The 26505-nt window shown below is 64.1% G+C and carries 26 protein-coding genes, 4 tRNA genes and 1 pseudogene; 7 read left to right on the top strand and 24 right to left on the bottom strand.

The genetic code is table 11. From position 1 onward, the window contains the following. The 17 genes and pseudogenes from ACESLR_RS08510 to ACESLR_RS08430 all read right to left on the bottom strand — a co-directional run. Positions 1-225, bottom strand: a pseudogene (locus tag ACESLR_RS08510) (hypothetical protein); the annotation flags it as partial. Between the two features lie 203 nt (positions 226-428). Next, complete coding sequence (locus tag ACESLR_RS08505; RefSeq protein WP_373025153.1) at positions 429-1763, bottom strand: OmpP1/FadL family transporter; 1335 nt, start codon at positions 1761-1763, stop codon at positions 429-431. A 283-nt stretch (positions 1764-2046) separates the two neighbouring features. After that, the gene (locus tag ACESLR_RS08500) at positions 2047-3219 is read right to left on the bottom strand and encodes a radical SAM protein (protein WP_028484699.1); all 1173 of its coding nucleotides are present in this window, start codon (positions 3217-3219) and stop codon (positions 2047-2049) included. Positions 3220-3273: 54 nt separating this feature from the next. After that, positions 3274-4356, bottom strand: a complete 1083-nt coding sequence (locus tag ACESLR_RS08495) for a geranylgeranyl reductase family protein (RefSeq protein ID WP_373025152.1) — start codon at positions 4354-4356, stop codon at positions 3274-3276. 22 nt (positions 4357-4378) lie between these two features. After that, complete coding sequence (locus ACESLR_RS08490) at positions 4379-5473, bottom strand: biotin/lipoate A/B protein ligase family protein (RefSeq protein ID WP_373025151.1); 1095 nt, start codon at positions 5471-5473, stop codon at positions 4379-4381. Further along, positions 5466-6647: a radical SAM protein gene (locus tag ACESLR_RS08485; RefSeq protein WP_373025150.1), complete on the bottom strand. Its 1182-nt coding sequence runs from the start codon at positions 6645-6647 to the stop codon at positions 5466-5468. Before ACESLR_RS08485 ends, ACESLR_RS08490 begins: the two co-directional genes overlap by 8 nt. A 104-nt stretch (positions 6648-6751) precedes the next feature. Next, positions 6752-7189, bottom strand: coding sequence for a glycine cleavage system protein H (locus ACESLR_RS08480; protein WP_081618657.1), 438 nt, complete (start codon positions 7187-7189; stop codon positions 6752-6754). A gap of 36 nt (positions 7190-7225) precedes the next feature. Further along, positions 7226-7633 (bottom strand): DsrE family protein, encoded by a 408-nt coding sequence (locus ACESLR_RS08475; RefSeq protein WP_373025149.1) that lies wholly within the window; start codon positions 7631-7633, stop codon positions 7226-7228. A gap of 8 nt (positions 7634-7641) precedes the next feature. Next, positions 7642-8088, bottom strand: a complete 447-nt coding sequence (locus ACESLR_RS08470; protein WP_018867548.1) for a glycine cleavage system protein H — start codon at positions 8086-8088, stop codon at positions 7642-7644. Positions 8089-8198: 110 nt separating this feature from the next. Continuing rightward, entirely contained in the window at positions 8199-9110 is a 912-nt protein-coding gene (locus ACESLR_RS08465) for a CoB--CoM heterodisulfide reductase iron-sulfur subunit B family protein (protein WP_024327100.1), read from the bottom strand. Next, entirely contained in the window at positions 9103-9819 is a 717-nt protein-coding gene (locus ACESLR_RS08460) for a 4Fe-4S dicluster domain-containing protein (protein ID WP_373025148.1), read from the bottom strand. Before ACESLR_RS08460 ends, ACESLR_RS08465 begins: the two co-directional genes overlap by 8 nt. 49 nt (positions 9820-9868) lie before the next feature. Then, positions 9869-10741 (bottom strand): hypothetical protein, encoded by an 873-nt coding sequence (locus ACESLR_RS08455; protein WP_373025147.1) that lies wholly within the window; start codon positions 10739-10741, stop codon positions 9869-9871. Continuing rightward, positions 10680-11708, bottom strand: coding sequence for an FAD-dependent oxidoreductase (locus tag ACESLR_RS08450; protein ID WP_373025162.1), 1029 nt, complete (start codon positions 11706-11708; stop codon positions 10680-10682). The genes ACESLR_RS08455 and ACESLR_RS08450 overlap by 62 nt, the downstream gene beginning before the upstream one ends. A gap of 23 nt (positions 11709-11731) precedes the next feature. Continuing rightward, positions 11732-13138, bottom strand: a complete 1407-nt coding sequence (locus tag ACESLR_RS08445; RefSeq protein ID WP_373025146.1) for a heterodisulfide reductase-related iron-sulfur binding cluster — start codon at positions 13136-13138, stop codon at positions 11732-11734. A gap of 43 nt (positions 13139-13181) precedes the next feature. Then, a complete protein-coding gene (locus ACESLR_RS08440; protein WP_017941141.1) occupies positions 13182-13856 on the bottom strand; it encodes a 4Fe-4S dicluster domain-containing protein in 675 nt (224 codons plus the stop codon). Positions 13857-14044: 188 nt separating this feature from the next. Next, positions 14045-14275 carry a sulfurtransferase TusA family protein gene (locus ACESLR_RS08435; protein WP_017941140.1) on the bottom strand — a complete coding sequence of 77 codons (231 nt, stop codon included), beginning with the start codon at positions 14273-14275 and terminating at the stop codon, positions 14045-14047. A gap of 137 nt (positions 14276-14412) precedes the next feature. Further along, positions 14413-14742 carry a rhodanese-like domain-containing protein gene (locus ACESLR_RS08430; protein WP_373025145.1) on the bottom strand — a complete coding sequence of 110 codons (330 nt, stop codon included), beginning with the start codon at positions 14740-14742 and terminating at the stop codon, positions 14413-14415. 196 nt (positions 14743-14938) lie between these two features. Between ACESLR_RS08430 and ACESLR_RS08425 the strand changes: the two genes are divergently transcribed. From ACESLR_RS08425 to soxB, 3 genes are all read left to right on the top strand, one after another. Beyond that, entirely contained in the window at positions 14939-15292 is a 354-nt protein-coding gene (locus tag ACESLR_RS08425) for a hypothetical protein (protein WP_051132334.1), read from the top strand. A gap of 55 nt (positions 15293-15347) precedes the next feature. Then, positions 15348-16790: a M48 family metalloprotease gene (locus tag ACESLR_RS08420; protein WP_373025144.1), complete on the top strand. Its 1443-nt coding sequence runs from the start codon at positions 15348-15350 to the stop codon at positions 16788-16790. Positions 16791-16901: 111 nt separating this feature from the next. Then, a complete protein-coding gene (gene soxB, locus ACESLR_RS08415) occupies positions 16902-18710 on the top strand; it encodes a thiosulfohydrolase SoxB (protein ID WP_373025143.1) in 1809 nt (602 codons plus the stop codon). 512 nt (positions 18711-19222) lie between these two features. Here the strand turns inward: soxB and ACESLR_RS08410 are convergent. From ACESLR_RS08410 to ACESLR_RS08395, 4 genes are all read right to left on the bottom strand, one after another. Next, positions 19223-19298, bottom strand: a tRNA-Lys gene (locus tag ACESLR_RS08410). A gap of 17 nt (positions 19299-19315) precedes the next feature. Continuing rightward, positions 19316-19391 (bottom strand) — tRNA-His (locus tag ACESLR_RS08405). A 40-nt stretch (positions 19392-19431) separates the two neighbouring features. Then, positions 19432-19508: transfer RNA gene (locus ACESLR_RS08400), tRNA-Arg, on the bottom strand. Between the two features lie 67 nt (positions 19509-19575). Continuing rightward, a tRNA-Pro gene (locus tag ACESLR_RS08395) sits at positions 19576-19652 on the bottom strand. A 174-nt stretch (positions 19653-19826) separates the two neighbouring features. Between ACESLR_RS08395 and ACESLR_RS08390 the strand changes: the two genes are divergently transcribed. Next, positions 19827-20702: a GGDEF domain-containing protein gene (locus ACESLR_RS08390; protein WP_373025142.1), complete on the top strand. Its 876-nt coding sequence runs from the start codon at positions 19827-19829 to the stop codon at positions 20700-20702. Between the two features lie 106 nt (positions 20703-20808). Then, positions 20809-21672 carry a bifunctional methylenetetrahydrofolate dehydrogenase/methenyltetrahydrofolate cyclohydrolase FolD gene (gene folD / locus ACESLR_RS08385; RefSeq protein WP_373025141.1) on the top strand — a complete coding sequence of 288 codons (864 nt, stop codon included), beginning with the start codon at positions 20809-20811 and terminating at the stop codon, positions 21670-21672. Positions 21673-21681: 9 nt separating this feature from the next. Here the strand turns inward: folD and gltX are convergent, their stop codons facing one another. Continuing rightward, entirely contained in the window at positions 21682-23115 is a 1434-nt protein-coding gene (gene gltX, locus ACESLR_RS08380; RefSeq protein ID WP_373025140.1) for a glutamate--tRNA ligase, read from the bottom strand. A gap of 192 nt (positions 23116-23307) precedes the next feature. Between gltX and ACESLR_RS08375 the strand changes: the two genes are divergently transcribed. Both ACESLR_RS08375 and ACESLR_RS08370 read left to right on the top strand, forming a co-directional pair. Beyond that, positions 23308-23823, top strand: a complete 516-nt coding sequence (locus ACESLR_RS08375) for a peptidylprolyl isomerase (protein WP_373025161.1) — start codon at positions 23308-23310, stop codon at positions 23821-23823. Positions 23824-23830: 7 nt separating this feature from the next. After that, positions 23831-24586 carry a UDP-2,3-diacylglucosamine diphosphatase gene (locus tag ACESLR_RS08370; protein ID WP_373025139.1) on the top strand — a complete coding sequence of 252 codons (756 nt, stop codon included), beginning with the start codon at positions 23831-23833 and terminating at the stop codon, positions 24584-24586. Positions 24587-24629: 43 nt separating this feature from the next. Here the strand turns inward: ACESLR_RS08370 and ACESLR_RS08365 are convergent, their stop codons facing one another. After that, positions 24630-25481, bottom strand: coding sequence for a ferritin-like domain-containing protein (locus tag ACESLR_RS08365; protein WP_373025138.1), 852 nt, complete (start codon positions 25479-25481; stop codon positions 24630-24632). Between the two features lie 30 nt (positions 25482-25511). Beyond that, positions 25512-26505, bottom strand: a 994-nt coding sequence (locus ACESLR_RS08360; RefSeq protein ID WP_373067012.1) for a multicopper oxidase family protein, incomplete at its 5' end; no start/stop codon positions are given.

The following is a 26505-nucleotide window of genomic DNA, read 5'->3' as shown; positions in this document are numbered from 1 at the left end:
GTCGTCACTGACCGGATATTCGCCCAGGAACTCGAAGTCGGCCTCCTCCAGGCGTTCCCGCACACTGGCGGCCTCGGCGGAGACATCCGTCCCCGAGTCAGTGTAGGCCAGCACGAACGGACGGTAATTGTCCGCCGCCACGGTCTGGCTCGCCGCAAACAGCGCAACCGCCGCGACCATGCCGACGGCGCGGACACTCCCGCGCAAGGCGTGGATTGCTCGCATGGCATCCTCCTTTGAATTCTTAATTGATTTCGAGCGGAACAAGGCGAAATGAAGAGCCCGGAACGCACCCCCCGGTGCGGCGCGAACCCCGGGATCACCCACCGTCCCTGGCGGTTCCAGCCTTCCCCTCAAGGCCGGGCGCCCTTCCCGGGCGCGCAATACCGAGGCCCGTGGCGGTCAGGCGACCGCTCCGGGCCGTCTGATCAGAAGTTGTACGCGTACCCGATCTCGAGCTCGTACTGCTCCATCTCGATCTCGACTTCCTGAGCCGGGTCGAACGCATTCGGGCCGGAAACACTCTGACTCGGGGCATACATGGCCGCGAAGTTGAGCTCATGCTGACCGAATTCCTTCGTGAAGCCGGCAGTGAAGTGATCTTCCATCACGGCCGGGGCCAGGATATTCAGCGTAACGTTCTGGGACGAAATCGGATTCTCGCCACGGTTGTAACCGACGCGCCAGGTCCAGCCGTTCCCGCCATCGATCTGCGCCCCGAGTTTGAAGATGTTGACGTCATCCCAGCCAAAACCAGGTCCCCCGTCTGCTCCAAACTGAGCCTGCTGGATGTTCGAAACGGGATTCGAGACCGCATCGATCTCCGAGTAGCGAATCATCTGGTAATCGGCAGACAGCGTTACGTTCGGCGACACGTCGAGCGAAAACCCAAGACCATAGGTGGATGGAATATCGAAGTCGCCGCCATTCGCGAAGAGACCTGCATATTCATCAAAGTCTCCGGCGCGGATCTTCGACCGATAGGTCGCACCAATTCGCGCGCCCTCGGCCAGTTCAGCCTGCAATCCAATCTGGGCACCATAGCCCCACGTAGAATCGGTCTTGCCACTACTCAGGTTTTCCGGATCTTCACTCATCCCCATGTCGCCGAATGTTCCCAAACCTTCGGCACTAAACCGCTGATAGCTGATGATAGGGCTGAACCCAACACTCACTCGCCCATCAGCAAACTTCTGCGCGTAGGTCGGGATGATGGCCAATTGTTCCAGATTAACTCCGGCCGCACCGTCACAGAACGGCCCGGTTGTCCCCGTGGGCGGGGTTAGGCCACCAGCCCCTGTGGGCCCCGGACAAAACTGATTGTCGAAAGCCGGATAATCGGTGTTCATGCCACCATTACCGAGTAGCGCGACACCCCAGGATCGATCTTCGTCGATCTGCTGGACAAACGCGACCGAGGGAATAAAGAAGTCCTCGCTCTCGCTATCCACCTTCCCCGGCGCCAGACCAAAGGTCCCCGCCCCCGGCGGCGTCGGCATTCCCGATACCTCATAGGAGCGTTCGGGCCGAAAGTAGGTCAGCGAGCCATCGAATCGGGTTTCCATCCCAGCGATGCCGGCGGGGTTGATGCCCGGCGCGTAGGCATCCTGGGAGATCGCCATGCCGACGCCCCCCATGCCCTTGGCCTTGGTGCCATAGCCGTGGGTGAAGTAGCCGTTGGTGGCGTGCGCGACGCCGGCGGAGCCCATGGCCAGGCCGACCGCGATCGTCACCAGGCTGCGGCGAATAATGCGTGCTTCCATTTTGTATCTCCTTTGGTGGTCTTCTTGTTGTGTAGTACGAACACCCCGGTTACGCGCGGCCCCCTTGTATGCCACCGGTCCGGTCTTGGCGGTGTTCGCACGGCCCGCGTCACGGTGACCGACCGTGCCGCGAGTTTTTCGGCAGGAGTGTTCAAGGGCACTCGGATGAATGGCCTTGATAACCCTGCTCGATACCTGAATATTCAAAAAGTCTTATTGATCCCCTGACATGCGAAAGCCCCGGGGGCACCGGGGCTTTCGCTGAATACTACCACTGTCGATTTCAGGCTGTCTTTTCATCTTCCGCCTCGTCGGCGTCAAAGTCGAAGGTGCCGACGTCCTCCCCGGCCATCTGCCGCTTGACGAATCCGACATCGGTCGAGTTCAGCGCGAACGGGAAAGAGAGGATATCGGTCGGACTGGAATCGCCATACGGGCGGTTGCAGGCCGAGACCTCCTCGTCGGACTTGCCGGGACAGCCGGAGGTCTGGAACGGCTTGCCGGAGGCAATCAGCTCCTCGACTTCGGACTGCGGCAGACCAAAATCCACCACCTGGCCGTCGGCGTTGAACTTCATGTCATCGATGCGGCCACCGGCATAGTCGATCACGAAGCGACCGAGCTGCACGCGACGCCACTGGTCACGCGGTACCGGGTTCCAGTCCTCCATCAGGGAGCCTTCTTCCGGGAAGAAGGCAAACATGTGGTTGTGGCCACCCAGGTCACGGATGCGCTGGCAGACCTGCAGGATCTCTTCCTCGGTCTCGCCCATGCCGCAGATCAGGTGCGCGCCGAACTTCTCCGGCCCAAAGATCTCGGCGGCCCACTCGATGGACTGCCAGTACTTGTCCCAGGTGTGCGGGCTCTCGACCGACTTGCCGCGGGTACGCTCGAAGATCTCCGGGGTCACCGCGTCCAGCGCGACGGTGAAGATGTCGGCACCCTTGTCGCGCAGGAGCTGGAGGTCTTCATAGCTCATGGTGGTCGGATTGGACAGGATCGAGACCGGGATATGGTTGACCTCGGCGACCCAGCGCTCCAGCAGCTCGACGGTGTCGGCGTCGGAGTTCGGGTGCGTGATCATGGAGATACACATGCGCTCGAACTGGCCGGCGTCGGCGTGGTTCTTCACGCGCTCGATCACCTCGTCGTACTTGGCGGTCGGCCAGTCGACGCGGATGAAGTTGCGGTCGGCGTAGTCGCGCGATTCCTCGCGATGGCGGGCCAGGCCGCAGTAGGAGCAGTTGGCGCGGCAGCCTTCCGGGTAGGTCACCAGGAGGTTCAGGCAGTGCGTGCAGGACGTGCGATGCATGGTGCCCGGCACCAGGCCCAGCGTGATCGCGGCCGCGGTGGACATCTGCACATACTCCGGCGAACGCATGTCCGGGGTCTTGATGTGATAGTCGGGCCGGTAAAAGTTGATCGGCGCGACCATCTCCTCTGCACTTGCACTCATGGAATTCCTCCAGCGTTGTCTCGGGGATGCCAGGCATCCGTCGACCGGGTCCGATTACGCGGCCCGGTCACCATCGTTGAAATACTCGGAAAATGCAATCCATCCACGGCGCTGAGTGGCATCTTCCTGTGCCCGCGGGGTCCGCCAGTGTTCGTTGAGAAAGGCACGTCGCTCGCAGGCCCGATCCAGCGCCGGTCCGTACTGGTCGCGCATCTCCTCGTCATAGTCGGCAAAGGCCTCGCCATCGCCTTCCAGGTGGCCGATTGCGGCCTCGCCCGCGGCCTCGCCCGACACCACGGCAGCGGCGATACCCGCCCCGGTGATGGGGTGCGTCAGGCCGGCGGCATCGCCGACGAACAGTACGTCTCCCGCTACCAGCGAGTCGCGCAGGCCGCCGACCGGGATCGCCCCGCCGGTGCGGTAGCGGATCTCCTCGCCCAGCAGCCCCTGCTCCACGAGCTGGGCATGCAGGGAGTCCAGCGGCGCCTTGAGATCACCGGCGATGTGCTTGTCGGCGCCCAGTCCGAGGTTCGCCCATTCGCCCTTGGGGAACAGCCAGGCGTAGCCGCCCGGGTAATCATCCGACAGCCATACGTCGGTGGCGGTGTAGGGCTTCTTGAGCGGTACAGTGTACTGGCGCGTCTGCACCGTCGGCAAAGCCGGCAGGCCCAGCGACTCGGCTACCGGCGAATGCGGCCCGTCGGCGGCAATCAACACGCGGTACTCGACCTCCTGCTCATGGCCCTGGTACTTCACCCGGGCGACGTGGCGCGCGGCGTCCACCGCGACCAGGGGCGTGGACGTGACCATCTGCGCGCCACTGGCCTGGGCAGCACGGATGATCGCGCGGTCGAACTCGCCGCGATCCACCATCAGGCCGGGGAAGTCGGAATGCTCCACGGCCCCGGAGGGCAGGAAGCTCTGCATGGAGTCGATGCGCTGCAACAACACCCCGTCGGGCTGTGCGTAGGCACCCATGGGGTTGGGGATAAACTCGGCACACTGCACCGGCTCGCCGAAGGCCTTGTTGCGCTCGACCGCGAGCACCGACAGCCCGGCCGCGGCACCGATCCGCGCGGCCGAGGCCCCGCCGGGCCCCAGCCCCACCACCAGGACATCGACCTTGGTGGGCAGCATCAGCGAACACTCCGGGTGGGGATCATTGCGCGGCGGCCTCGTCGAGCTCGGCCTGCGCCAGGGCCGACTGGATGGCGGCGATAAAGTCATCCGCCGTCAGCTGCAGCATCTCGACATCCCGCTCCGCGAAAAAGGCGCGCACGCGGTCCTCCATCTCGGCCTGTGGCGTATCGCGCAGGGCCGCTTCCAGGTCCGCGATGGTGCGGGCCGGTTTCACGAAGATGTCGCCGGTGATCCAGAGCTGCTTGAGGCGCCTGCGTTCCGGATCCAGCGCCACGCCCACGCGCATGAGACCACCATCCGACTTGAAGATGCTCTCGAACATCGGGGCATCGGTCGCCGGGCGGTTGCGCTGATAGACCCACTCCTCGGTGTCGATCTCGGCCAGCGCCTCGTCGAATGCATCGCGCTCTTCCGACAACAGATCGGCGGCCTCGGTGCGGACACCGAACTCTTCGGCAAAGGCACGTGCGATGGCGCCCTTCACCACGTCCAGCGCGGGCATGTCGTGCAGCAGCGTGGCCAGGTTCACCACGCGGTCGCGGGCGGATTCGATCGCCTTGTTGGAAAGCTTCTCGGACGGGATGCGCAGGATGCGCAGCATGTCCTCGACGTCGAACTCGATCAGCAGCGTGCCCTGGTACATGATCGAGTCGCCATCGAAGGCGCCCCCGGTGCCGGAGATCTTGCGGCCGTCGACCTCGATATCGTTGCGCGGGCGGAATTGCGCATCCACGCCTAGCGAGCGTATGCCAGCCGCGGCGGCGTTGCAGATGCGCGCGGCGATCTGCGCCATGTCCGCCGTGCCGAGGAAGCGCTTGTCCAGATACAGCTCCCAGCCCAGCTGCGTGGCATCGAAATAGATCGCGCCGCCGCCCGTGATCCGGCGCTGGATCGCGATCCCGTTCGCCTTGCAGTACTCCGTATTGATTTCCTGGTCAACGTTCTGGTGGAAGCCCACCAGCGCGCAGGGCTCGAACTGCAGGAACCGCAGGGTATGCGGCGACACCCCCACCTGATGACACTCGAGCAGCGAGCGATTGAAGGCCATGTTCTCTGCCGCCGGGCGCAGCCCGGTATCGAGGATGCGCAGCAGCCCTTGATCGCGTTCAGGCATGGCAGCCACCCCCGGCCGCGACCTCGCCGCCTTCGGTCACGATCCGGATCCCGCCGAGGCCCTGCCGAGCCTTGCGTTCCTGCTCGCGGCGGCGGGCCTCCTCGGCCACGATGGTGTCGAGGTCCAGCTCCACGCCGCTGCCGGCACCGGCATCCTCGGCCATCACCTCGTCGCCCACCGCGATGGAACAGCAGGCCGGCGTGACCCGGACCTTCTTGCCCAGGCGCGCGGCGAGTTCGACCACACCCTCGGCCGGGTGTGCGATACCGGACAGGCCCGCCATCACGGCGTAGCTGTCGATCTGGCTCTTGGCCTCTCCCGGCGGACGGGCACAACCCAGCAATAGCGAGGTATCGCCCAGCCGTTCGCGCGCGTCATGGAAGAAGCGACCCACCGCATGTACGTCCGGCGTCTCGAACGGCCGACTCGCCGGGGCGTAGAACGGCATGACCACCACCAGCACGACCGCATCCGGCAGATGCCGCGCCAGCATCTCCAGCGCGTTCCACTCGCCCAGTAGCTTTCCGTAATGCAGGCCGATCACGATATGCGGGACCACCTTCATGTTGGTGTTCACCAGGCTTTCGAGGGTGCGCTCGAAGTCGTCGACACTGCGGCGCAGGTGATAGACCTGCGTGATCGTGTCCTGAGCCCCGATCACGTCCATCATGGCGGCGTCGATCCCGGCCTGCTCCATGGACAACGCGATATCGTCGTCCACCAGTGCGGTGTGCATGGCGATACGAAACTCGGGGAATTCGTCCTTGATGCGCCGGATCGTCGAGTAGTACGGGTCGTACTCGACCTCGTTGCGATGATTGGAGCCACCGGTCAGGAGCATGCCCTGAGCGCCGGACTCGATCACGCCATTCACCTGGCGCCAGAGATCCTCCGGGGTGCGGACGGGGATCATCGGCTCCAGGATCTTGGCCTTGCAGTGATCGCAGGCCAGCTTGCAGTCACCGCCGGTGATGGACATCGCCGGCCAGGCGCTCTTCCCGCAATCGGCCAGCTCCGTGGACTGGTAGGACTTGAACGTCGGAGTGTAGAAATGTACCGAACCCGAATCCCCGGCGTGTCGCAGGCTATGCTGGAGGTCATCAACCAGCGACGGATCGACAGGGACATCCTCGAGGGGCTCTACCCGCTGGATGACATCGTTCCAGCTCGTCATGGGCATTCTCCGGGTCGGCGCATTTCTTGAAGGTTTTACTCGGGTATTACCGAAAAAAAGGGGCCGCCGACCTCGAGGGAACGGCGGCCCGGACGGGACCGGGATCAGCAGCCGCCGAAACCGTCCGCTTCCATCTTGGCCTCGAAGGCCGACAGGGCGTCGGAGCCGGTCTTCAGGTCACCGACTTCGCCATCCCAGTCTTCCGGCTTCAGCTTGATCAGCCAGCCTTCGCCGTAGGGATCCTCGTTGATCAGGCCCGGGTTCGCCGCAACCTTGTCGTTGGTCTCGGTGACTTCACCGGTGACCGGGGTCTTCGCGGGGCCGACCCACTTGCCGGATTCGACGGTGGTGCAGGACTTGTCCTTCTTGACCGTCTTGCCGACCTTCTTCGGGGTGTAGGACACGATCGTGCCCGCCAGCGAACAGGCGTAGGAAGTCAGGCCGACCGTCGCGGTACCGTCGCTTTCCTTGCGCACCCAAACGTTGTTTTCAACGTTGTACATCAGATCTTCCGGAATATCACAACCCCGAACTGCACCCATGTCTTCCTCCAGGAATATTCAAATAAAGCGGGAAAATTAAAACGTTATCGTTTTATCACTACGTAGTATCAGGTCGGCTAGTTCGCTCGCCCGATTCACTTCATCGACTTCGTCGATGAGATCCAAAGACGCGTCGATTCTATACCCCGGTAGCGCGGGCTGGCAAACGTGCAGCCGCACCCCGGCGCGTTTTGCGTCCTGGATAAAATCCTTGATCAGCTTGCCGTCCTCCATCGCCCGCAGATCGTCCGTGACGCCCTTTTCCATCAGCCGCACCCCTTCCATCGTGAAGAAGATGTAGACATCCACGTCCATCGACGCCATCACGGAACCGAGATAGAACGGCGTGGCACAGCGCCCGGGTGTCGACGGGCCGGAGGTCATGATGATCACGACCGTCTGCTCGTCGTTGTCCAGGTAGTAATCGTCGTCGAGTTCCGCCATGGTATCGTTCACCGAAGCTTGCGCTGGCACTGGATGTCGTCATCCTTGGCCCGCTTGCAGTAGCCCTCTTCTGCCTTGTCCCCGGTCAGGAATTCTTCCAGCGCGGCTTCCACGCCGTTGGTCGGCTCCACACGGGCAATCCAGGCGTTGTAGGGGTCGGAGTTCAGCAGGACCGGATTTTCCAGCACCTCGTCGTTCCCTTCCACAATCTTGCAATCGATAAAGTTGGGAATGGGTCCCGCCCACTTCCCGCTTTCGATCGTGGCGACCGGCTTGCCCGGCGGCCGACGCGTACCCGGACGGCGAACCCGCACGTGGATGATCTTGCCCGCGATGGTCTGCGACAGGTCCGTCATGCCCACCGTGAGCGTGTCGTCGTCCTCACGGCGCAGCCAGATCTGGAACTCGTCGTCGTAGAACAGTTCAGGGTGAAACTCGCAGCCGTTGCAATCCATGTTTCGCCTCGTTCCCGGGACCGAGCGGACCCGTGCCTCCACAAAAAACGGGCGCCTGGCGCCCGTCTTCTGAACTTATCGATGGGCCATGCTGGGCATGGATCCGGGGATCAGATGACCCCCTTCTCCTTCAGCAGGCCAATCGAATCACTCACGTTCTCGTGAATGCCCAGCTTGCGCGGGGAAAGGCCCATGGCCAGACCCAGCAGCTGAGTAAAGTACAGCACCTTCACGTCCGTCTTGATACCGAACTCCGTCTCGGCACGAACCTGGTGCATCTCCAGACCGGAGTGGCAGGTCGGGCACTCGGTGGCGATCACTTCTGCCCCGGAATCTTCCGCAGACTGCAGCAGGTTCAGCACCAGCTGGGTCGAGGTATCCGAATCCGACAGGGTGTGCGCGCCACCACAGCACGAGGTCTTCAGCGGGTAGTCCACGTTCACCGCACCCGCGGCACCCAGAAGGTCGTCCATGAAATGCGGCTGGTAACTGGAATCCGAGCCCGGCCCATTGTCTTTCTCGGGGAAGATCTGCCGCGGCCGCGTGTACATGCAGCCGTAGTAGTTCGCGATCTTGATCCCATTAAGGCTCTTGGTCATCTTCTGCTTGATGCCCTCGGGCCCCAGCTCTTCCATCAGCCACTCGAGCAGGTGAAGAGTCCGCACGTCACCGCTGTAGACCGGATCATCGGACTTGCGCGCCAGATCCTGGACGGTGTTCATCGCGTCCTCGGAGGTGGCGGTCTCGTATTCGGCTTTCTTCAGGTTGTGGTAGCACCCATTGCAAGGGGCCATCACGGTGTCCATGCCCATCTGCTCGGAGGCGATCGCCATGTTCCGTGCGGACAGGTAGGTCTGCAGCATGGGGTGAACGTTCTTCACCTCCATCGCCCCGCAGCAGTTCCAGTCGCGCAGGTTCTCCATCTCGAGCCCAAGCGCCTTGACCAGCACGCGGGTGGAGCGGTCGTACGGGCCACCGGAACCCTCGAGCGCGCAACCCGGATAGTAAGCAACCTTAGCCATGAGCGGCCTCCTTCTGTTCGCGCACGTAGTTCTTCAGCACGTCCCCGGTCTTGCCCCAGGACTTGGTGCGCGGCGTGTGAATCGTGTTGAAGCCCATCGCCATCAGGTGCTTCACCGGAAGGTGTTTCATCATGCGGAACATGAACACCTTCAGCCATTCCTGAAGCAGGGGCTGACCGGTCTTCTTGAAGAAGTTCTGCATGACCTTCCCGTCTTCGATGCGACCTGTCTTGTAGATCTGATCGGCGAACTCTTCGTCAAAGTGCGTGGACGGGGTTTTTTCCGTGATCCCCTCCTCCTCCATCCAGTGCGCCAGCGCCTTCATCACACCTTCCGGCTTCACATCCTTCGGGCAGATGTTGGTGCACTTGTTGCATGACACGCACTGCCAGATGATGTCCTTGTCCTTGACCAGTTCTTCCTTCATGCCCAGCCGGGTCAGGTAGATCCAGTAGCGCGGATTGAACTGCACGTTCTGCGCGTACATCGTGCAGGAGTTCGTGCAGGACCCGCACTGCCAACAGCGGTGAACGTTCTCCGCACCCGTGTAGGTCTGGATCTTCGCCTCGAAATCGTCGTCGTAATCGCGAACCGTGCGCGGGGCGATCATGGTGTTCCAGTGCCCGGACACATCCACCCCATCGACCACAAGCTCGTCGTGCTGCTGGAGTCGTTCGTCCTCGATTAGTGCTTTTTCATGTATTGCCATGACGTCTCTCCGAAAACCTGTGTAGCCAGGCTCAAGTTCGTTCCGTTATTCAATGCAGCGACGCATCGGTTCCTTTCAGGCGACCTTCCGGGGAATCGATCCCCAGCATCTTCACGGCCAGTTCCAGCGGATCCTGCTTGGCCCCGAACTGGTTGTCGATCATCCCCAGACTCATCGAGAGCGCCCGGGCGTAGTCCGAGTAGGCCTGCACCCAGACCAGATCCGTCACAAACGGCAGGTCGCGGTAGAAGCCGTCCTCGGCGAGTGCATCGTAGAACCAGCGCCTGGCTCCCTCGATGGCCCCGACCGACTCCCCTATGGGGATGGACCGGAGCGTGTCATTCCCGCGGATGAACTCCCGCAGGGCGCCCGTGGTGGTTGACGTATCCCAGACCCAGCGGCAGACCAGCGGGACCGCCTCCGGATCCGCGAAGTGCAGGACCTCGGCACCGAAGTCCCAGATCGCCCTGCGCAGCTTCTTGTCATCCGCCGCCAGGTCCGCAAAGACCGTCAGGCGTTCATTGACATCCACATCCGGCCGCACCAGGCCGCGCACGCCGTCGACCAGCGCCCCCTGGCGTTCCGCCATCAGCGAGCCAAGCTTGCGTCGAACCGAAAACACCAGCCCGCCGAGCGCGCGGACATCTTCGGCATCGATCTCGTCGCCCTTGGCCACGATCGCCGCGAACACCTCGTGCTTGGAACGCAGCGCCTCGATGAACGTCTCCAAGCCGTCGACCCCGCCTGCCTCGGCGATGGCCTCTCTCAGACTCGAGAGCTTGGACCCGAGGATCTCCTTGTCAAAGGTGACCTCAAGCGGCTCGGGGGCGAGCCCCGAAGCCGCATCGTCGCTGACGACCTCAGCCGGCTTTCTGAACCAGCGCATGCAGATCCGCAACCGCGCGGCCACCCGCGGCGGCACCCTGGGCGATCGAATCGTCGATCGTCTCGGGCCCGTAGGCCGCACCGCAGGAGTAAACCCCCTTGCGGGTGGTGCCACAGGTGTTGGTGTACTGCTCGGCCTTCTCGATAAAGCCGTGCTTTTCGAGGCCCACACCGAAGACCTGCGAGATTTCGGGGTTGTCGGCGTTCGGATCCATGCCGATGGCGTGCACGACGATGTCGAACGGGATGATGATCGGACGCTTGACCAGGGTGTCCTCACCCTTGACCAGCAGACGACCGTCACCCGAGGCGGTCACTTCCGCAATACGCGCCTTGACGAACTTGGTTTTGAACTCTTCCTGGGACTTCCAGTAGAACTTGTCTTCGTACAGGCCGTAGGTCCGGATGTCCATGTAGTAGATGAACACATCCGTTTCCGGCGAGATCTCCTTGATCTCCATGGCCAGGTTCGCGGAGACGGTGCAGCAGATTTTCGAGCACCATTCGCGGCCGATTTGGCGGTCACGGGAACCCACACACAGCAGGATGCAGACGCGCTCCGGCACACGGCCGTCGGACGGGCAGGCGATCTTGCCACTACCCACCATCTGCTCCATCTGGGTGGTAGTCAGGACGTCTTCATAGGTCCCGAAACCCCATTCCGGCTTGTTAATGGAGTCGAAATGGGTGAAACCGGTGGCCAGCACCACGGCACCGGCCTGAACCGATTCGCCGTTGGTCAGGGTCGCCGTGAAGTTGCCGGCTTCGCCGTCCAGCTTCTCGACCTTGGCACCCTTGTGCACGGTCGAGTTGGCATCGTCTTCGACGCGCTTGACCATGCGGCCGATGGCGTCCTTCGCCCACTCGCCGGAAGGCACCAGCTTGGCGTACCCCGACAGGATCGGGGCGCCGCCGAGCACGTCTTCCTTCTCGACCACAACCGCCTTGTAACCGGCGGAATTCACATTCGCGGCGGCGGCCAGACCGGCCGGGCCACCCCCCACTACTAGAACGGTATCTTGCTGCATCAGACCTTGCCCCCGTAAGCGAGTTCAGGATTGTAGAGGTATTCGATATTCCCGGCTTCGACTTCCTTCAGGTACTCCTGGAAGGTCTTCTTGGCCTCGGACCAGGACATGCCCATCTTCTCGACCAGATCCTCGCAGGGCGACGCGTGCCACTGCAGCTGGACGATCTTGAACGGATCCGCACCGCAGGCCAGGGCCGCGAACTGGACTTCCGCCATGATCGGAATCTGGAAGTTCTGGTTGTGGGCCTTGCCGATCCATTGGTTCTTGTCCATCGTCGTGACACAGCCGGTATCGTTGGCCAGCATCACGTCGGCGTTGGCTTCCTCGCGGGCCACGCGGATCTTGCGATCCATCGTGAACGAGCGGGTGAACTCGCGCTCGGAGATGATGTGGCGAAAGCCAAAGCCGCAGCAGTCGTACCAGGTGGAGTAGTCGATCACCTGCGCACCCAGGGCCTGGGCGGTGGAGGTGATGATCGCGGTACGGTTGCCGCCGAGCACGGACGGATCATAGATCGCGTCTTCGTGGACCATCTTGTAGTAATGGCAGGCCACGTGGGCGGTGGTGCGGATGTTGGAGACATCGATGGTCTGCAACTCGGACGCGATGCGATTACGCATCACGTGCACCCACTCGGAGTAGTGAATGACCTCTTCCGGGATGACCAGCTTGCCGTCGACCAGGCGCCCCAGCTTGCCGAGGATCTTGGTGACCTTCTCGCGCAGCTCGGCGGACTCGATCAGATACTTGCGGATCTCCTTGTAGTTACCAAAGGAGGTGCCGCAATGCACCAGCGGGTAGAAGTGACCCAGCTCATGGCCGTGCTGCTTGCCGGAGACGTAGGCCTGGTGGAAGTTGCGCAGGAACACGGCGGCGAGCGATTCGACGTTCCCGATACCCGAGCCGTGGTAGTTCCACGCGGTGCAGGAGGTCTGGTCGGTTTCGTCGAGGTAGTCCTTGCCCGGCTCGAAGCCGAACTTGTTCATGAACCACAGCAGCGACGTCGGATAGCCCGGGATGTTCCCGCACTGACCGCAAGACTTGTGATGCCACAGCTGCTTGGTCGGGATCTGCTTCTCCCAGCCGAACAGCGTGTTCACCGTGGCCGGCTCGTGCTGGTCTTCGACACGGTGGATGATGATCTGACCGTCCTTCTCGAGCTCGTACATATGCTCGCGGACGTCATCCATGCGATCACCGAGATCGATGGTGCGGCGGTCGACGTGCTTGCGCACCCAGTCGGTGGCCTTGACGGCGTCTTCTTTCGACAGGTCGGTCGACTGGAAGAACGAGCCGTGACCGGCAATGCCCTGGCCGTCGGTGTTGTGGTAGCCGGGCTTCATGGTGCCGGCACCGGCACCTTCGCCGTTCTGGTTGTGGTTGCCTGGGGTCTGTTCACTCATAACGCTTCTCCTGATGTCTTGGATGCGGGAACGGGCCGACGACTTATTCGTCGTCTTCCTCTTCCTGCTCCTCGAGCCAGTCTTCGTAGTCCTCGCGCTTCTCGTCGATGAAGTCCTCGATCACGTCGAAGAGGTTCTCGTCCATCAGCTCGAGGGACTTCAGGACCCCGGTCATTTCCCAGATGGTGTACATCTCGACCGAGGTCTTCAGCGACACTTCCCAGGCGGTCTCGACCGTCTGCAGCGTCTTCACCGGAATCGCCTTGCGCAGGATGCGCAGGTCGCCTTCCACCTTCTGGATGTTGGGACCCCAGTCGGGGAAGTGATCGGGCTGGATCATGTCGGGCGACAGCTGGTTACCCGTGGTGATCAGCTTGAGCATGACGCGGCCGAACGGACGGAGTACGTCCTTGGCGGACTGCATCTCGTGCTTGATGGCCACTTCGCGCATGATCGCGACCAGGCCACCGGGGGAGTTCTTGAACGGGCAGCGCGCCGCACAGGTCATGCACTGGGCGCAGGCCCAGATCTTTTCCTGCATCGCGTCGTAGATCTGCTCGACGTTCTCGGTCCAGAGCAGCTGGACGATCTCGCGCGGCGAATAATCGTAGAACTGGGCGGACGGGCACGTGGCCGTGCAGATTCCGCAGTTCAGGCAGCCGTTGAGTTCGTGGTCGTAGCGAAAATCTCCGCGAATGTCGTCGAAGATTTGCTGCATCTCAGCGTATGTCGCCATATCTCACACCTCGTCGCTTTAGGCGGTGCAGGTTTCTTGTGAACCCTGCGCAGCCAGCCTAGACCTCGTCCAGGCACCAATCCAGTTACCGCATGGCAACCGACGTTATTCAGGATTCGGGGCGGCCAACCCTTGCGGATTGCCGCCCCGAATCAAGCGTTTGAAACGCTTCAGGCCTTCTTCACGAGGAAGTAGAACTTGCCGCCTTCTTCCTTGTGTTCCATCAGCTCGTTACCGGTCTGCTTGGCGAAGGCCTGGAAGTCCTTCACGGCGCCCGGGTCGGTGGCGATGATGTGCAGAACCTGACCGGCGTCCATCGCGGCGAGCGCCTTCTTGGCGCGCAGGATGGGCAGCGGGCAGTTCAGGCCGGAAGCATCGAGTTCTTGGTCAAAGTTGGCCATCGTTTCTCTCCTTTGAGTGCGTTTTATCAGTCGGGTACTGCAGTCCGAATCGGGCCCTGAACGCGACAGCAGCGACCGAACGGTTACCTGCCGAATCCCCCCTTATAGGCGAAACGGCATCGGAATACAACCGAATTCTAATCCGGGCTTACCACCGGCTTGCCCGTTTGCGCCCATCCAACAATCCCGCCGCGCAGGTTGCTGGCGCAGTCCACTCCCTGCTGGGCGAGAAAGGCACAGGCCTGGGCGGAACGCGCCCCGCTCTGGCAGTAGATCACCAGGGGTGTCTCGTCACCGGTGAACTCGTCCTTGCGCATCGGCAAGGTGGCGAGCGGGACCAATTCGGCACCGGGAATGACACCGCGCCCGGTCTCGCCCGGCGAACGCACGTCGAGCAGACGGAACGTCTTGCCCTCGTTCCGCCACTGTTCCAGCTCGTCCGGGGTGATCTCGGTGAATCCGTACACGCTGCGCTCCGGGTCATCTCGTGAAAACCGAACTCTCGCGGCAACCACTGCCCTTGGCAGAGGCTGACTCGGGAAAGAGTGGGCGCGGAGCATAGCGAAACCGGCCACAAATGCAAACAAGACCAACCCGCGGGAGGTGGATGGTCGCTCGCGGGGAAAACTTTTGCTATCGTCGCCTCCGCTTAAGGAAACGCTGATGCATAATGATCAGCTTCACTGCTTCGCGGAGGATATCCCGGTGGACAAGAGCGAATTCCAGGTGGACGGTCACTACGCCGTCACGCTGAAAGACGAAAACGGCAAGCTGCGCCCTGCCAACATCTATGTGCACGACATGCAGGACGACTACATGATCGCGCGCCGGACCTCCGGTGGCGATGTCGGGTTACTGTTCAAGATGAGCTATGACGACGTGGTCAAGATCGTGCGCACCCACAAGGTGCTGGACCGCAAGAAGTTCATGGTGCCCGAGGCGATGCTGAAGCCGAAACTGTGGGAAACCCGCGACAGCATGCGCACCTATTCGTCGGCGCCGGGGCTTGGCAAGTAACCACGCCCCCCGGCATGTCCGCATGCGAGGGCCGGCGCCCGTCGGTCCTCGCGGCATGCATGCCCTTTCCCATTTCCTGCTCGCCGCCCTGCTGATACTCGCGAGCCTGGCGGCGACGCCCACCCACGCCAGCGGTGTATCCCTGCCCGATCTCGGCGAGGCTTCCGGAGGCGTACTGACGCCGGCGGAAGAGCGCGAACTCGGCCGCTCGCTGTTGCGCGAGGCTCGCCGTACCGCCCCCCTGGTCACGGACCCCGAGGTCGTCTTCTACGTCGACTCGCTGGGACGCCAGCTACTGGCCAATGCACCCAGCGCGGACGGACCGTTCTACTTCCTGACCATCGACAATGACCAGGTCAATGCCTTCGCGATGCCCGGCGGCATCATCGGCATCCATGCCGGACTGATGCTCGAGGTGCGTGACGAGGCGGAGCTCGCGGCCGTCATGGCACACGAGATCGCCCACGTGACCCAGCGCCACATCGCACGCATGTTCGCGCGGGGGCGCGACATCAACTTCACGACCGGTCTGGCGATCCTGGCCGGCATCCTCGCCTCGGCGGTAGACCCCACCCTGGGCTCGGCCGTCATCACCGGCGGCGTGGCAAGCGGCATCCAGCAACAGATCAACTTTACACGCACCAACGAAACCGAGGCCGACCGCGCCGGGATGCAGATCCTGGAGGGCACCGGATTCGACCCGCACGCGATGGCGGATTTCTTCGAACGTCTGCAGGAGCTCTCGCGTGGCGTCGGCGACCAGGTGCCGGAATACCTGCGCACCCACCCCGTGACCCTCGACCGCATTACCGATGCCCGCAACCGCGCCAGCCAGATGGCCGCCACCGACACCCGGGACCGCGGCCCCGAATTCCAGTGGATGCAGGCACGAGTCCAGGCCCTGAAGGATCCGCGGGGCACCCTGGAACGCATCCGCGCGACCGACTCACCCTCTGCGTCACAACGCTACGGGGCGGCCGTCGCACATCTTGAACGGGGCGAGCCCCGCCGCGCGCGCGAACAGCTCGAGCGCATCGACGCCGCGGACGCGCCCGGCCTCACCCACGAACTCGCGTTCACCGCGCTGCTGCGCGAGGAAGGCGAGCACGAAGACGCGCTGGAGCGCCTGCAGGATCTGGATGCGGTGTACCCCGGTCACCCGGTCATCCGCGAGCGGCTGGCCCGCGTCCACCGCGACATCGGTCAGCCCGACCGCGCCATTCGCATCCTGTCCGACATGATCCGCCAGGAAACCGCACCCAATCCGGAGCTTCTGCGCCTGCAGGCCGATATCGCCGACGCGGCCGGGTATATTACAATCAGTCGGGAAGCCATGGCCGAATACTTCTTCCACCGCGCCCAGTACGAAGAGGCGGTCCGGCAATTCGAGGCTGCCATGGATGCCTCGGACGCCAGCGAGCAAGACCGCCAGCGGATCGAGGGCAAACGCGATTCGGCCCGCGAGACTGCGCGGGACGCCCGCGAGGAGCGCCGGTAACCGATCACGCGACGGGAATGTTCCCGCCGGTCGGCTCGTCTATCCAGCGGCACATTACCAGCGCGACCCATTCATCAACGACCAATCCGGAATAGAGAGGTAGGATTCCTCATGCACATCTCACGCCGAGAATTCATGCAGTTGCTGGCCGCCGCCAGCGCCGCCGGTTTGCCCCTGGGCACGGCCGCCTGCAGCGATAACAAGGGCGGCACCGCGGGTGACCCGTATGACACTCTGGATCGCTTCGGCAACGTGCACCTGCTGCACTACACCGACTGCCACGCCCAGCTGAAACCCGTCTACTTCCGCGAACCGAACATGAACCTCGGCGTGACGGACATGCGCAACCGGCCCCCGCACATCGTGGGCGAGCAGTTCCTGAAGCACTACGACATCGATCGCAACAGCATCTACGCGCACGCCTACACTAACCTGAACTTCATGGAAGCGGCCGAACAGTACGGTCGCGTCGGTGGCTTCGCGCACCTGAAGACCCTGGTCGACAAGCTACGCGACTCCCGTCCGAACGCACTGCTTCTGGACGGCGGCGACACCTGGGGCGGGGGCTCCGGCTCCGCGCTGTGGACCAACGCGCAGGACATGGTGGATGCGCAGAAACTGCTGGGCATCGACGTCATGACCGGTCACTGGGAGTTCACCTACGGCTCCGACCGCGTGGAGGAGGTCGTGAAGGGCGACTTCGCCGATGCCGGCATCGACTTCGTCGCCCAGAACGTGCGCGACGTCGACTGGGGTGACCGCGTCTTCAAACCCTACGTGATCCGCGAGATGAACGGCGTGAACGTCGCAGTCGTCGGCCAGGCATTCCCCTATACCCCAATCGCCAATCCGCGCTGGATGATCGAACAGTGGTCCTTCGGCATCCGTCCGGACGAGATGCAGGAGACCGTCAACGACGCGCGCGCCGAAGGGGCCGAGATCGTGGTGGCCCTCTCGCACAATGGCATGGACGTGGATATCAAGATGGCCGGCCTGGTCGAAGGCCTGGATGCCATCATGGGCGGCCACACCCACGACGCCGTCCCGCAGCCCCTTCCGGTGGAACGCCCCGACGGCGGCACCTGCCTGGTCACCAACGCCGGCTCGAACGCCAAGTTCGTCGGTGTGCTCGACTTCGATTTCCGCGACGGTGAGATCAAGGATTGGGAATACCGTCTGGTGCCGGTGTTCGCCGAAATGCTGCCGGAAGACCCGGAAATGGCCTCGTTCATCCACAACATGCGCAACAGCGAGGTTACCTGGAAAGACGAGACCTTCAACATGGAAGAGAAGCTGTCCGAGGAACTGGCCGTCACCGACGACCTGCTCTACCGCCGGGGCAATTTCAACGGCACCTTCGACCAGCTCATCTGCGATGGCCTGATCGAATACAACGATGCCCAGATTTCCTTCTCCCCGGGTTTCCGCTGGGGCACCACGGTACTGCCGGGCATGCCGATCACCTTCGAGCACGTGATGGACCAGACGGGCCTGACCTACCCGGAGATGACCCGCAACACCTTCACCGGGGCCCAGATCAAGGACATCCTGGAAGACGTGGCGGACAACCTTTACAACACCGATCCGTTCTATCAGCAGGGTGGCGACATGGTCCGCGTCGGCGGCCTGAAATACGCCATCGACCCGACCGCCGAGATCGGCAACCGCATCTCCGAGATGGAACTGGATGGCCGGAAGCTGGACGCCGACAAGGAATACGTCGTTGCCGGCTGGGCCAGCGTGCAGCAGAGCGTGCCCGGCGGCGTCGGGGTCGACATCTGGGATGGCATCGCCGAATACCTGCGCAGCCAGGACGGCAACGTACGCATCAGCGACCTCAACGAACCGAAGGTCAAGGGCATTGGCGAGGACAACCTCGGCTACGTCCCGACCACCGAGGACATGTACCGCAAGTCCTGACCGGTCCGCATCCACTCCGGGGGTCGCCCCGGAACCAGAAAGCCCCGCTAATGCGGGGCTTTTTTGTGCCCGCCCGCGGGCCGACCGTCTTCCGGACGTGCCGTCCGGAACCCCGGCGTGCGGGTTTCCATCCAGCGCCCGCCGGCATCGCGACAGACGGCGCCGGTGATCGCCTCGGGGTATACGTCCACCGTGGCCTGAGCGTGCACCTGGTACTCGCGACAGTCCTGCCCCGAGGGGCGGTAGGTGCAGATCGCGGTGGCTTGATACTAACGTCCTGCCTGCAGGTGACGCCCGGCCGACATCGGGCGCTCCGATACCAAATCCAGCGCACGCCCCCGCATCCGCGCCCGTCACCCATGCTGCGGCCCGCCGAGCCACCCACGCTCGTGCCCGCCAGCGTCCCGGCCATGTGATCGCCGCGGCACGCCGGCGCCCACCGCCGAACAGAGGCACAGGGAATCGACTCACGCCAACGGCGCTTCTCGAGGCAAACGGACACGTTAGGAAAATGGTGGGCCGTGTAGGAATCGAACCTACAACCAATGGATTAAGAGTCCACTGCTCTACCAATTGAGCTAACGGCCCCCGGAACAAAAAGGGGATGGGGTGACCGATGGGACTCGAACCCACGACAACCGGAGTCACAATCCGGGACTCTACCAACTGAGCTACGGTCACCACCGTGTCACTGTACAGCTACTTGCGCGAAGGGCTGCTCTGGCGCGCCCGGCAGGACTCGAACCTGCAACCGTCGGCTTAGAAGGCCGATGCTCTATCCGGTTGAGCTACGAGCGCGTTACCGCCCAGCACTGGGGCCATGGCACCTGATCCGGGCCTGCCTGAACATCCAGGCCGGGAGCCATGGTCGGGGTAGAGGGATTCGAACCCCCGACATCCTGCTCCCAAAGCAGGCGCGCTACCAGACTGCGCTATACCCCGTCGAGCCGTCCCCGCTAAAGGGCCTACACAGCGAGCGCAGGATGGTAGCCCTCGCGGGGACCACAGGTCAAGATGAACCACGAAATTCCGGCCGCGATCCGTCCTCTCGAACCGCGTCTCGTGATACCGTCTATCCGGAACATTCGCAAGGTAGCGACACAGGGGGGGGGACGGATGCTCAACTGGGTAGCCAGTACGACCATCGTGCTGGGGGCGGCGGGCCTCCTCTTCGCCCAGTGGAAACTCGCCCAGCTGCTGCGCGAGCTCCCGGAGAGCCGCGTCCGCACCGGCTGGAAGCTGATGACCTTCCTGGTTCCGTTGTTCACCCTGGGCTATTTCGGCTACATCCCGATGAACTGGGGTCTATACCAAGGTTTCCCGGATCTGCTGGTTCCCGTCATCTTCCTGCTGGGCGGGTGTTTCGTCTGTACCGTGGTCGCCCTGACCCACAGTTCCGTGGAAAACATCCGCCGGATCACGCGACTGGAGCACGAATCCATCACCGATCCGCTGACCGGCCTGTTCAACCGCCGGCACATGGATCGCAGGCTGGATGAAGAGGTCTCCCGCGCTCGGCGCTATGGCCAGCCGCTGTCCCTCGTGATGCTGGACATCGACGAATTCAAGCCGATCAACGACCGTCTGGGCCACCTGGTCGGCGACTACATCCTGACCACCCTCGCCGAGCGCATGCAGCGGGTACTGCGGCGCTCCGACCTGGCCGCTCGCTTCGGTGGAGAGGAGTTCGTGGTCATTGCCCCACACACTGACCTGGACGCCGCCATCGCCCTGGGCGACAAGCTTCGGAACGCCGTCGCCGGCACCCCGATCACCCTCACCGGACACCAGGCGGCCCCGCCCTGCGCGCCGGACACTCTGACGGTCACCGTAAGCGTCGGCATCGCCAGCCTCTCCACTGACCCGCCATCCAGTGACACCGCGGAGACCCTGATCGCGCGCGCCGACGATGCGCTCTATCGTGCCAAGCAGGACGGACGGAACCGCTGCGAGGCCAGCCCCGTCGCCACCGGCCTGTCAGCCGCCCTCTAGGCGTCTATCCGGCATCCACGAACGAACCGGGTTCCCGCCCCGATGCGGCTTGAGCGTCCGCCCCCGCCGTGGGAAGATCGCGGGCATTCCCCCAAGGCGAGATCCCATGACGGCCCAGCTCATCGACGGACGCGCGATCGGACAAAGCCACCGCGCCCGGATCGCGACCGAGATCGAATCCATGACCGCCCGCAACCTGCGGCCGCCGGGTCTCGCCGTGGTACTGGTCGGGACCAATCCGGCCTCCGAAGTCTATGTGCGCAACAAGCGCAAGGCCTGCGAACAGGTGGGCGTGGTCTCGCACTCCTACGACCTGCCGGCCGGAACGCCGCAGACCGACCTGCTGGCACTGATCGACCAGCTCAACGCCGACCGCACCATCGACGGGATCCTGGTCCAGCTTCCGCTGCCCGATCACATCGACCCGGAAACGGTGATCGAGCGCATCTCCCCGACCAAGGACGTGGACGGCTTCCATCCGTACAACGTCGGCCGCCTGGTGGCGCGCGTTCCGCGCCTGCGCCCTTGCACGCCCTGGGGCGTTATCCAGCTGCTGCGGCATATCGAGGAACCGTTCAAGGGCCGCACGGCCTGCGTCATCGGCGCCTCCAACATTGTCGGGCGCCCGATGGCACTGGAATTGCTGCTGGCTGGCGCAACCCCGACCATCTGCCACCGCTTCACCCCGGATACCGCCGCCATTGCACGACAGTCCGACATCGTCGTCGCTGCGGTCGGCAAGCCCGGTCTGGTCAAGGGCGACTGGATCAAGCCCGGCGCCACGGTCATCGACATTGGCATCAACCGCCGCGACGACGGTACCCTTTGCGGCGACGTGGCGTTTGACGCCGCCGCCGAGAAGGCCGCCTGGATCACCCCCGTTCCCGGCGGCGTCGGGCCGATGACCGTCGCCATGCTGCTGGACAACACCCTGCGTGCCCGCGCCTTCGGGACGCACGAGGCGGGCTAGGGCAAGGCGTCATCCGGCCGTGGCGATCTCCTGCGCGGCCCGCAGCCGCGCCCGCACCCGCTCGCGACCCAAATATTCCCAGATCCGCGGCAACTCGGGGCCAAAGGTCTGCCCGGACAACGCGGCGCGCAGGGGCATGAACAGCTTGCGTCCCTTGGCGCCCGTCGCCGCACCAACGGCCTTGGCCAGCGCCGAAAAATCCTCGGCGTCGTCCAGCGCCTCCAGCGCCGCGCCATAAAACTCCGGCCCGGCGCCGATCAGCTCCTGGCGCGCGCTGTCGCTGTACGGCATGGGCTCGTCCGCGAAGGCCGCCACCCAGACCGGTACCTCGGCCGCCCGGCTGATGTTGTCACGCAGCAGACACGCCAATGCCGCCCGTTTCCCGGCGGCGACCCCCTCCAGCACCCCGGCCGCCTCCAGATAGGCCTGCAGCGCCTCGTCCGAAAGACCGCGCAGGGCTTCCGCCTGCCAGTGCTCCAGCTGCTGCGGATCATGCCGGGCCGCACTGTGCCCGATACGTTCCGGGCTGAAACCCGCGGCCAGCGCCTCGGCCGAGAGCAGCTCGTCCGATTCGAACCGATGCCCGAGCCGCGCCAGGTGGTTCAGGATCGCCAGCGGCAAGTAGCCGTCCGCGCGCAACTCCTCGACACTCGCGGACCCGTTGCGCTTGGACAGCGGCGCCCCGTCCTGCCCCATCACCAGCGGCAAGTGGTGATACGCCGGTGCCGAAAGCCCCAGCGCCTCCAGCAACAGCATCTGGCGCGGGGTGTTGGCGATATGGTCCTCGCCACGCACTACGTCGGTCACGCCCATCAGGGCATCGTCGATCGCGTTGGAGAAGAAAAAGGCCGGCGTACCATCGGAGCGACGGATGACGAAATCGCCGATCTGGTCGGTGCGAAAGCTGACCGGGCCGCGCACACCATCCTCGAAGTGCACCGTCCGCCCCAGTGGCACACGGAAGCGCAGCGTCGGCTTCTGGCCCTCGGCCTCGCGCCGGGCGACCTCGTCGGCACTCAGATGGGCACAGGTCCCGGGATAGCGCGGCGGCTTGCCCTGGGCGCGCATCCGCTTGCGCCCACGTTCCAGTTCGGCGGGCGAACAAAAGCACGGATAGGCCAGCCCCTGGTCGATCAACTGCCGGTAATAGCCAGCGTAGAGCTCGCCACGTTCGGACTGCGCATAAGGGCCGGCGTCGCCCCCGGCGCCGAATCCTTCGTCCCAGTCCAGCCCCAGCCAGCGCAGGTCGCGCTGCAAAGCCTCGACAAATTCCGGCCGCGAACGCTCGGCGTCGGTATCCTCAATCCGCAGCAGGAAATGCCCTCCGCGCGAGCGGGCCAGCAGCGCACTGAACAGCGCGGTGCGTACATTGCCCAGATGCAGCAAACCGGTGGGACTGGGGGCGAAGCGGGTTCGGGTCATCGTGTTCGTCATCGCGCGCATGGTAGCGGAGCGCCCGCGGGCCCACCAGCGCCGCGACCCCACATCCAGCCGGCGTGCTGGCAGGCCCCGCCGGTGGCGGGTACCATTGCCGACGTTCATCCTCCAGAGGTCAGTCCAATGCAGCGCATCCGTATCCGGCTCGGCATCGTGCTGGCCACCCTGCTGATCACCCTCTTTACTTCAGGAGCCCTCATGGCCGATACCAACCCGCAGGTCGCGATCGAAACCAATCATGGCCGCATCGTGCTGGAACTCAATGCCGAAGCTGCACCGGAGACGGTCGCCAACTTCCTGTCCTACGTGGATGACGGCTTTTACGACGGCACGATCTTTCACCGCGTGATCCCGGGCTTCATGGTCCAGGGTGGTGGATTCGACAAGGGCATGGACCAGAAGTCCGCTGGCGAGCCGATTCGCAACGAAGCGGACAATGGCCTGAAGAACGAGGTCGGTGCGGTCTCCATGGCGCGCACCCAGGACCCGCATTCCGCCACCGCCCAGTTCTTCATCAACGTGAACGACAACGACTTCCTCAACCACACCGCGCCGAACGCGCAGGGCTGGGGTTATGCCGTATTCGGCAAGGTCACCGAGGGCATGGACGTCGTGCGCCAGATCGAGGGCATGCCCACCGGACGCTCCGGCATGCACCAGGATGTGCCGCAGGAGCCGGTCGTGATGGAAAGCGTCAAACGCGTCGAGGACTAGGCCGGCCGTGAGTCCCCGCGCGCCGGCCCTGGTCATCTCCGACCTGCACCTGGATCGCGAACCCGGCCCCCTGCTGGAGGCCGTGCTCGCGTTTCTGGAAGGGCCAGCGCGCACGGCCTCCGCTCTGTACATCCTCGGCGACCTGTTCGAGTACTGGGTCGGCGACGATGCCGGCTTTCCCGCCGCCGAACGTCTCGCCGCTGGCCTGAAGTCACTGGATATCCCGGTTTCCTTTATCCATGGCAACCGGGATTTTCTCGTGGGGGAGGCCTACGCCGCACGCGCCGGGATGCAGCTCGCTCCCGACCCCCTGCACGTGGCCCTGCCCTGCGGACCCGCCGTGCTCCTGCACGGCGACTCCCTGTGTACCGACGACACCGAACACATGGCCTTTCGCCAACAGGTACGCAGCGGCGAGTGGCAGCAGGCGTTCCTGGCCCATCCGCTGGAAGAACGCATCCGCCAGGCCGAGGACATGCGTGCCACCAGCCGTGACAAGAGCCAGATAAAGGCCGCCGCGATCATGGACGTGAACGACACTGCAGTTGCCGACGTCTTCCGCGATGCCGACGTCCCGCTGATGATCCACGGCCACACCCACCGCCCGGCGATCCACGAAGTCAGCGTCGACGGCCAGCCCCGTCAGCGCTGCGTCCTGCCCGCCTGGGACGAACACCCGGGATATCTGGAGATCAACGCGGCAGGTCCCATCCTCCGCCGGCTGGATGGCTCGCCCTACCCCAAGCAACTGCTGCACGCCTGAGTTCCAGCGCGATGCCGGCTGGGCCAGTGCTCGGCGCTGGTGTTTACGATGCCTTCGGCCGGGGCGCCGGCCTTGCTGTGGCCTGGGTCTCTAGCTCCACCATCTCGGATTCGGTGAAACCGGCGGCGCGGCGCGCCGCGTGCGCGAACGGCGGGCGCACGCGGCCGGGCATGTACTCGGCCAGCAGGGCGAGGAACACCGGTTCGGGATCGAGCCCGCGCGCCCGGGCCAGCTCGCGGAACCAGCGGGTCCCGATCGCCACGTGCGCGACCTCCTCGCGCTGGATGATCTCCAGCAGTGCGACAGTATCGCGATCACCCGCCGCCTCCAGCCGCTGGATCATGCCCGGGGTTACGTCCAGCCCGCGTGCCTCCAGCACCCGCGGCACCAGCGCCATGCGCACCATTACGTCGTGATCGGTCGCCAGAGACGCCTCCCACAAACCGTTGTGGGCCGGCAGCTCGCCGTAGTCCGCACCCAGCTCGAGGAGCCTCGCGCGCAGCAACCGGAAGTGCCGCGCCTCCTCGGCCGCGACCTGCAGCCAGTCGCTGACAAACGGCGCCGGCATGTCACGGAATCGGTACACGGCATCCAGTGCCAGATTGATCGCATTGAATTCGATATGCGCCACCGCATGCACCAGCGCCACGCGACCGGCTGTGGTGTGCAACCCACGCCGCGGCAGATCCCTCGGATGCACCAGGACGGGCTGCCTGGGGCGCCCCGGCACCTCCATGCGTCCCGGGGTCGAAGCATCCGATTCCTCCAGCTCACCCGCCCACCAGGCGCGCACAAGCTCCAGCACGCGCTCGCACTTCGCCTCCGGATCACAATCGCGCAGGGCTTCCTCGGCCGCCGGGTAGACGGCCGGACAGGGACGCGGTCTTTCGTTCATGCCGTTGCCTTTCCTTGTCGTCACGGGCCATCAAGCCCGGACGAGCACGTTCACCATCATGCCGTTGTCTTCGTGCTCCAGGTTATGACAGTGGAACACGTAGAGCTGGTCACCATCGTAGTCATGGGTGAAGTCGAGCGCGATGCGCACCGTCTCCCCCGGCCACAGCAGGACCGTGTCCTTCCAGCCCAGGTCCGCGACCGTCAGTCCTTCTTCGTTCACCGCCTGCTGGCGCACAAAGTCCGGACCGCCCGAGCGCGACAGCACCTGGAACGAGAAGCCATGGATATGCATCGGGTGCGGCATGCTGCGGTCCGCATTGCGGATGGTCCAGACCTCCCGGGTGTTGGCATCCACCTCGATCGGCACCCGGTCAGGATCGTACGTCTCTCCGTTGATGCGCCACTGCATCGGCGCCATGTCCAGACGGATATCCCGCTCGCCGGCATCCGTCACGTCGATGGGCTCGATCCGTGACAAGCGCTTGGGCACCTCGGCGGTGACCGCCTCGCCCTCGCGGACCACGAACTCGAGCAATGCGAGTGGATCGCCGTCGTGCATGCCGCCACCCATCATGCGACCCATGCCGCCGCCCATGCCACGCCCCATCATTCCGCCGCCCATGCCGCGCCCCATCATTCCGCCGCCCATGCCGCCACCGGCCATTGGGTCGAATTCCAGGCTGTGCAGCTCGACCCGGTCGCCTGCGGCAAACGCGGCGAAGTCGATCAGGACCTCCAGTCGTTCTCCCGGCGAAAGGAAGGCCTCCCGGGCCTCCCGGGGCGACTCCAGTAGCCCTGCGTCCGTGCCGATGACCCGGAACGGAATGGCCTGACCCTCGGCGCGCAGGGCCAGGCGGTAGATCCGGGCGGTGGAGCCGTTCAGCAGGCGCAGGCGATGGATGCGCCGCTCCACCTCGTGCGTCGCCGCCGGCGTCATATTCACCAGCACCTCGTCGCCGAGATAGCCCATCATCCGATGCATCGGGTTCGGCCGGTACACCAGATGGCCAAGCCGGTCGAAG

Origin of the sequence: Thioalkalivibrio sp., assembly GCF_041685615.1 — a bacterium.
Classification (GTDB): Bacteria; Pseudomonadota; Gammaproteobacteria; order Ectothiorhodospirales; family Ectothiorhodospiraceae; genus Thioalkalivibrio.
Note: the sequence above shows the minus strand (reverse complement) of the source record. Positions and strands in the feature narration are given on the sequence as shown.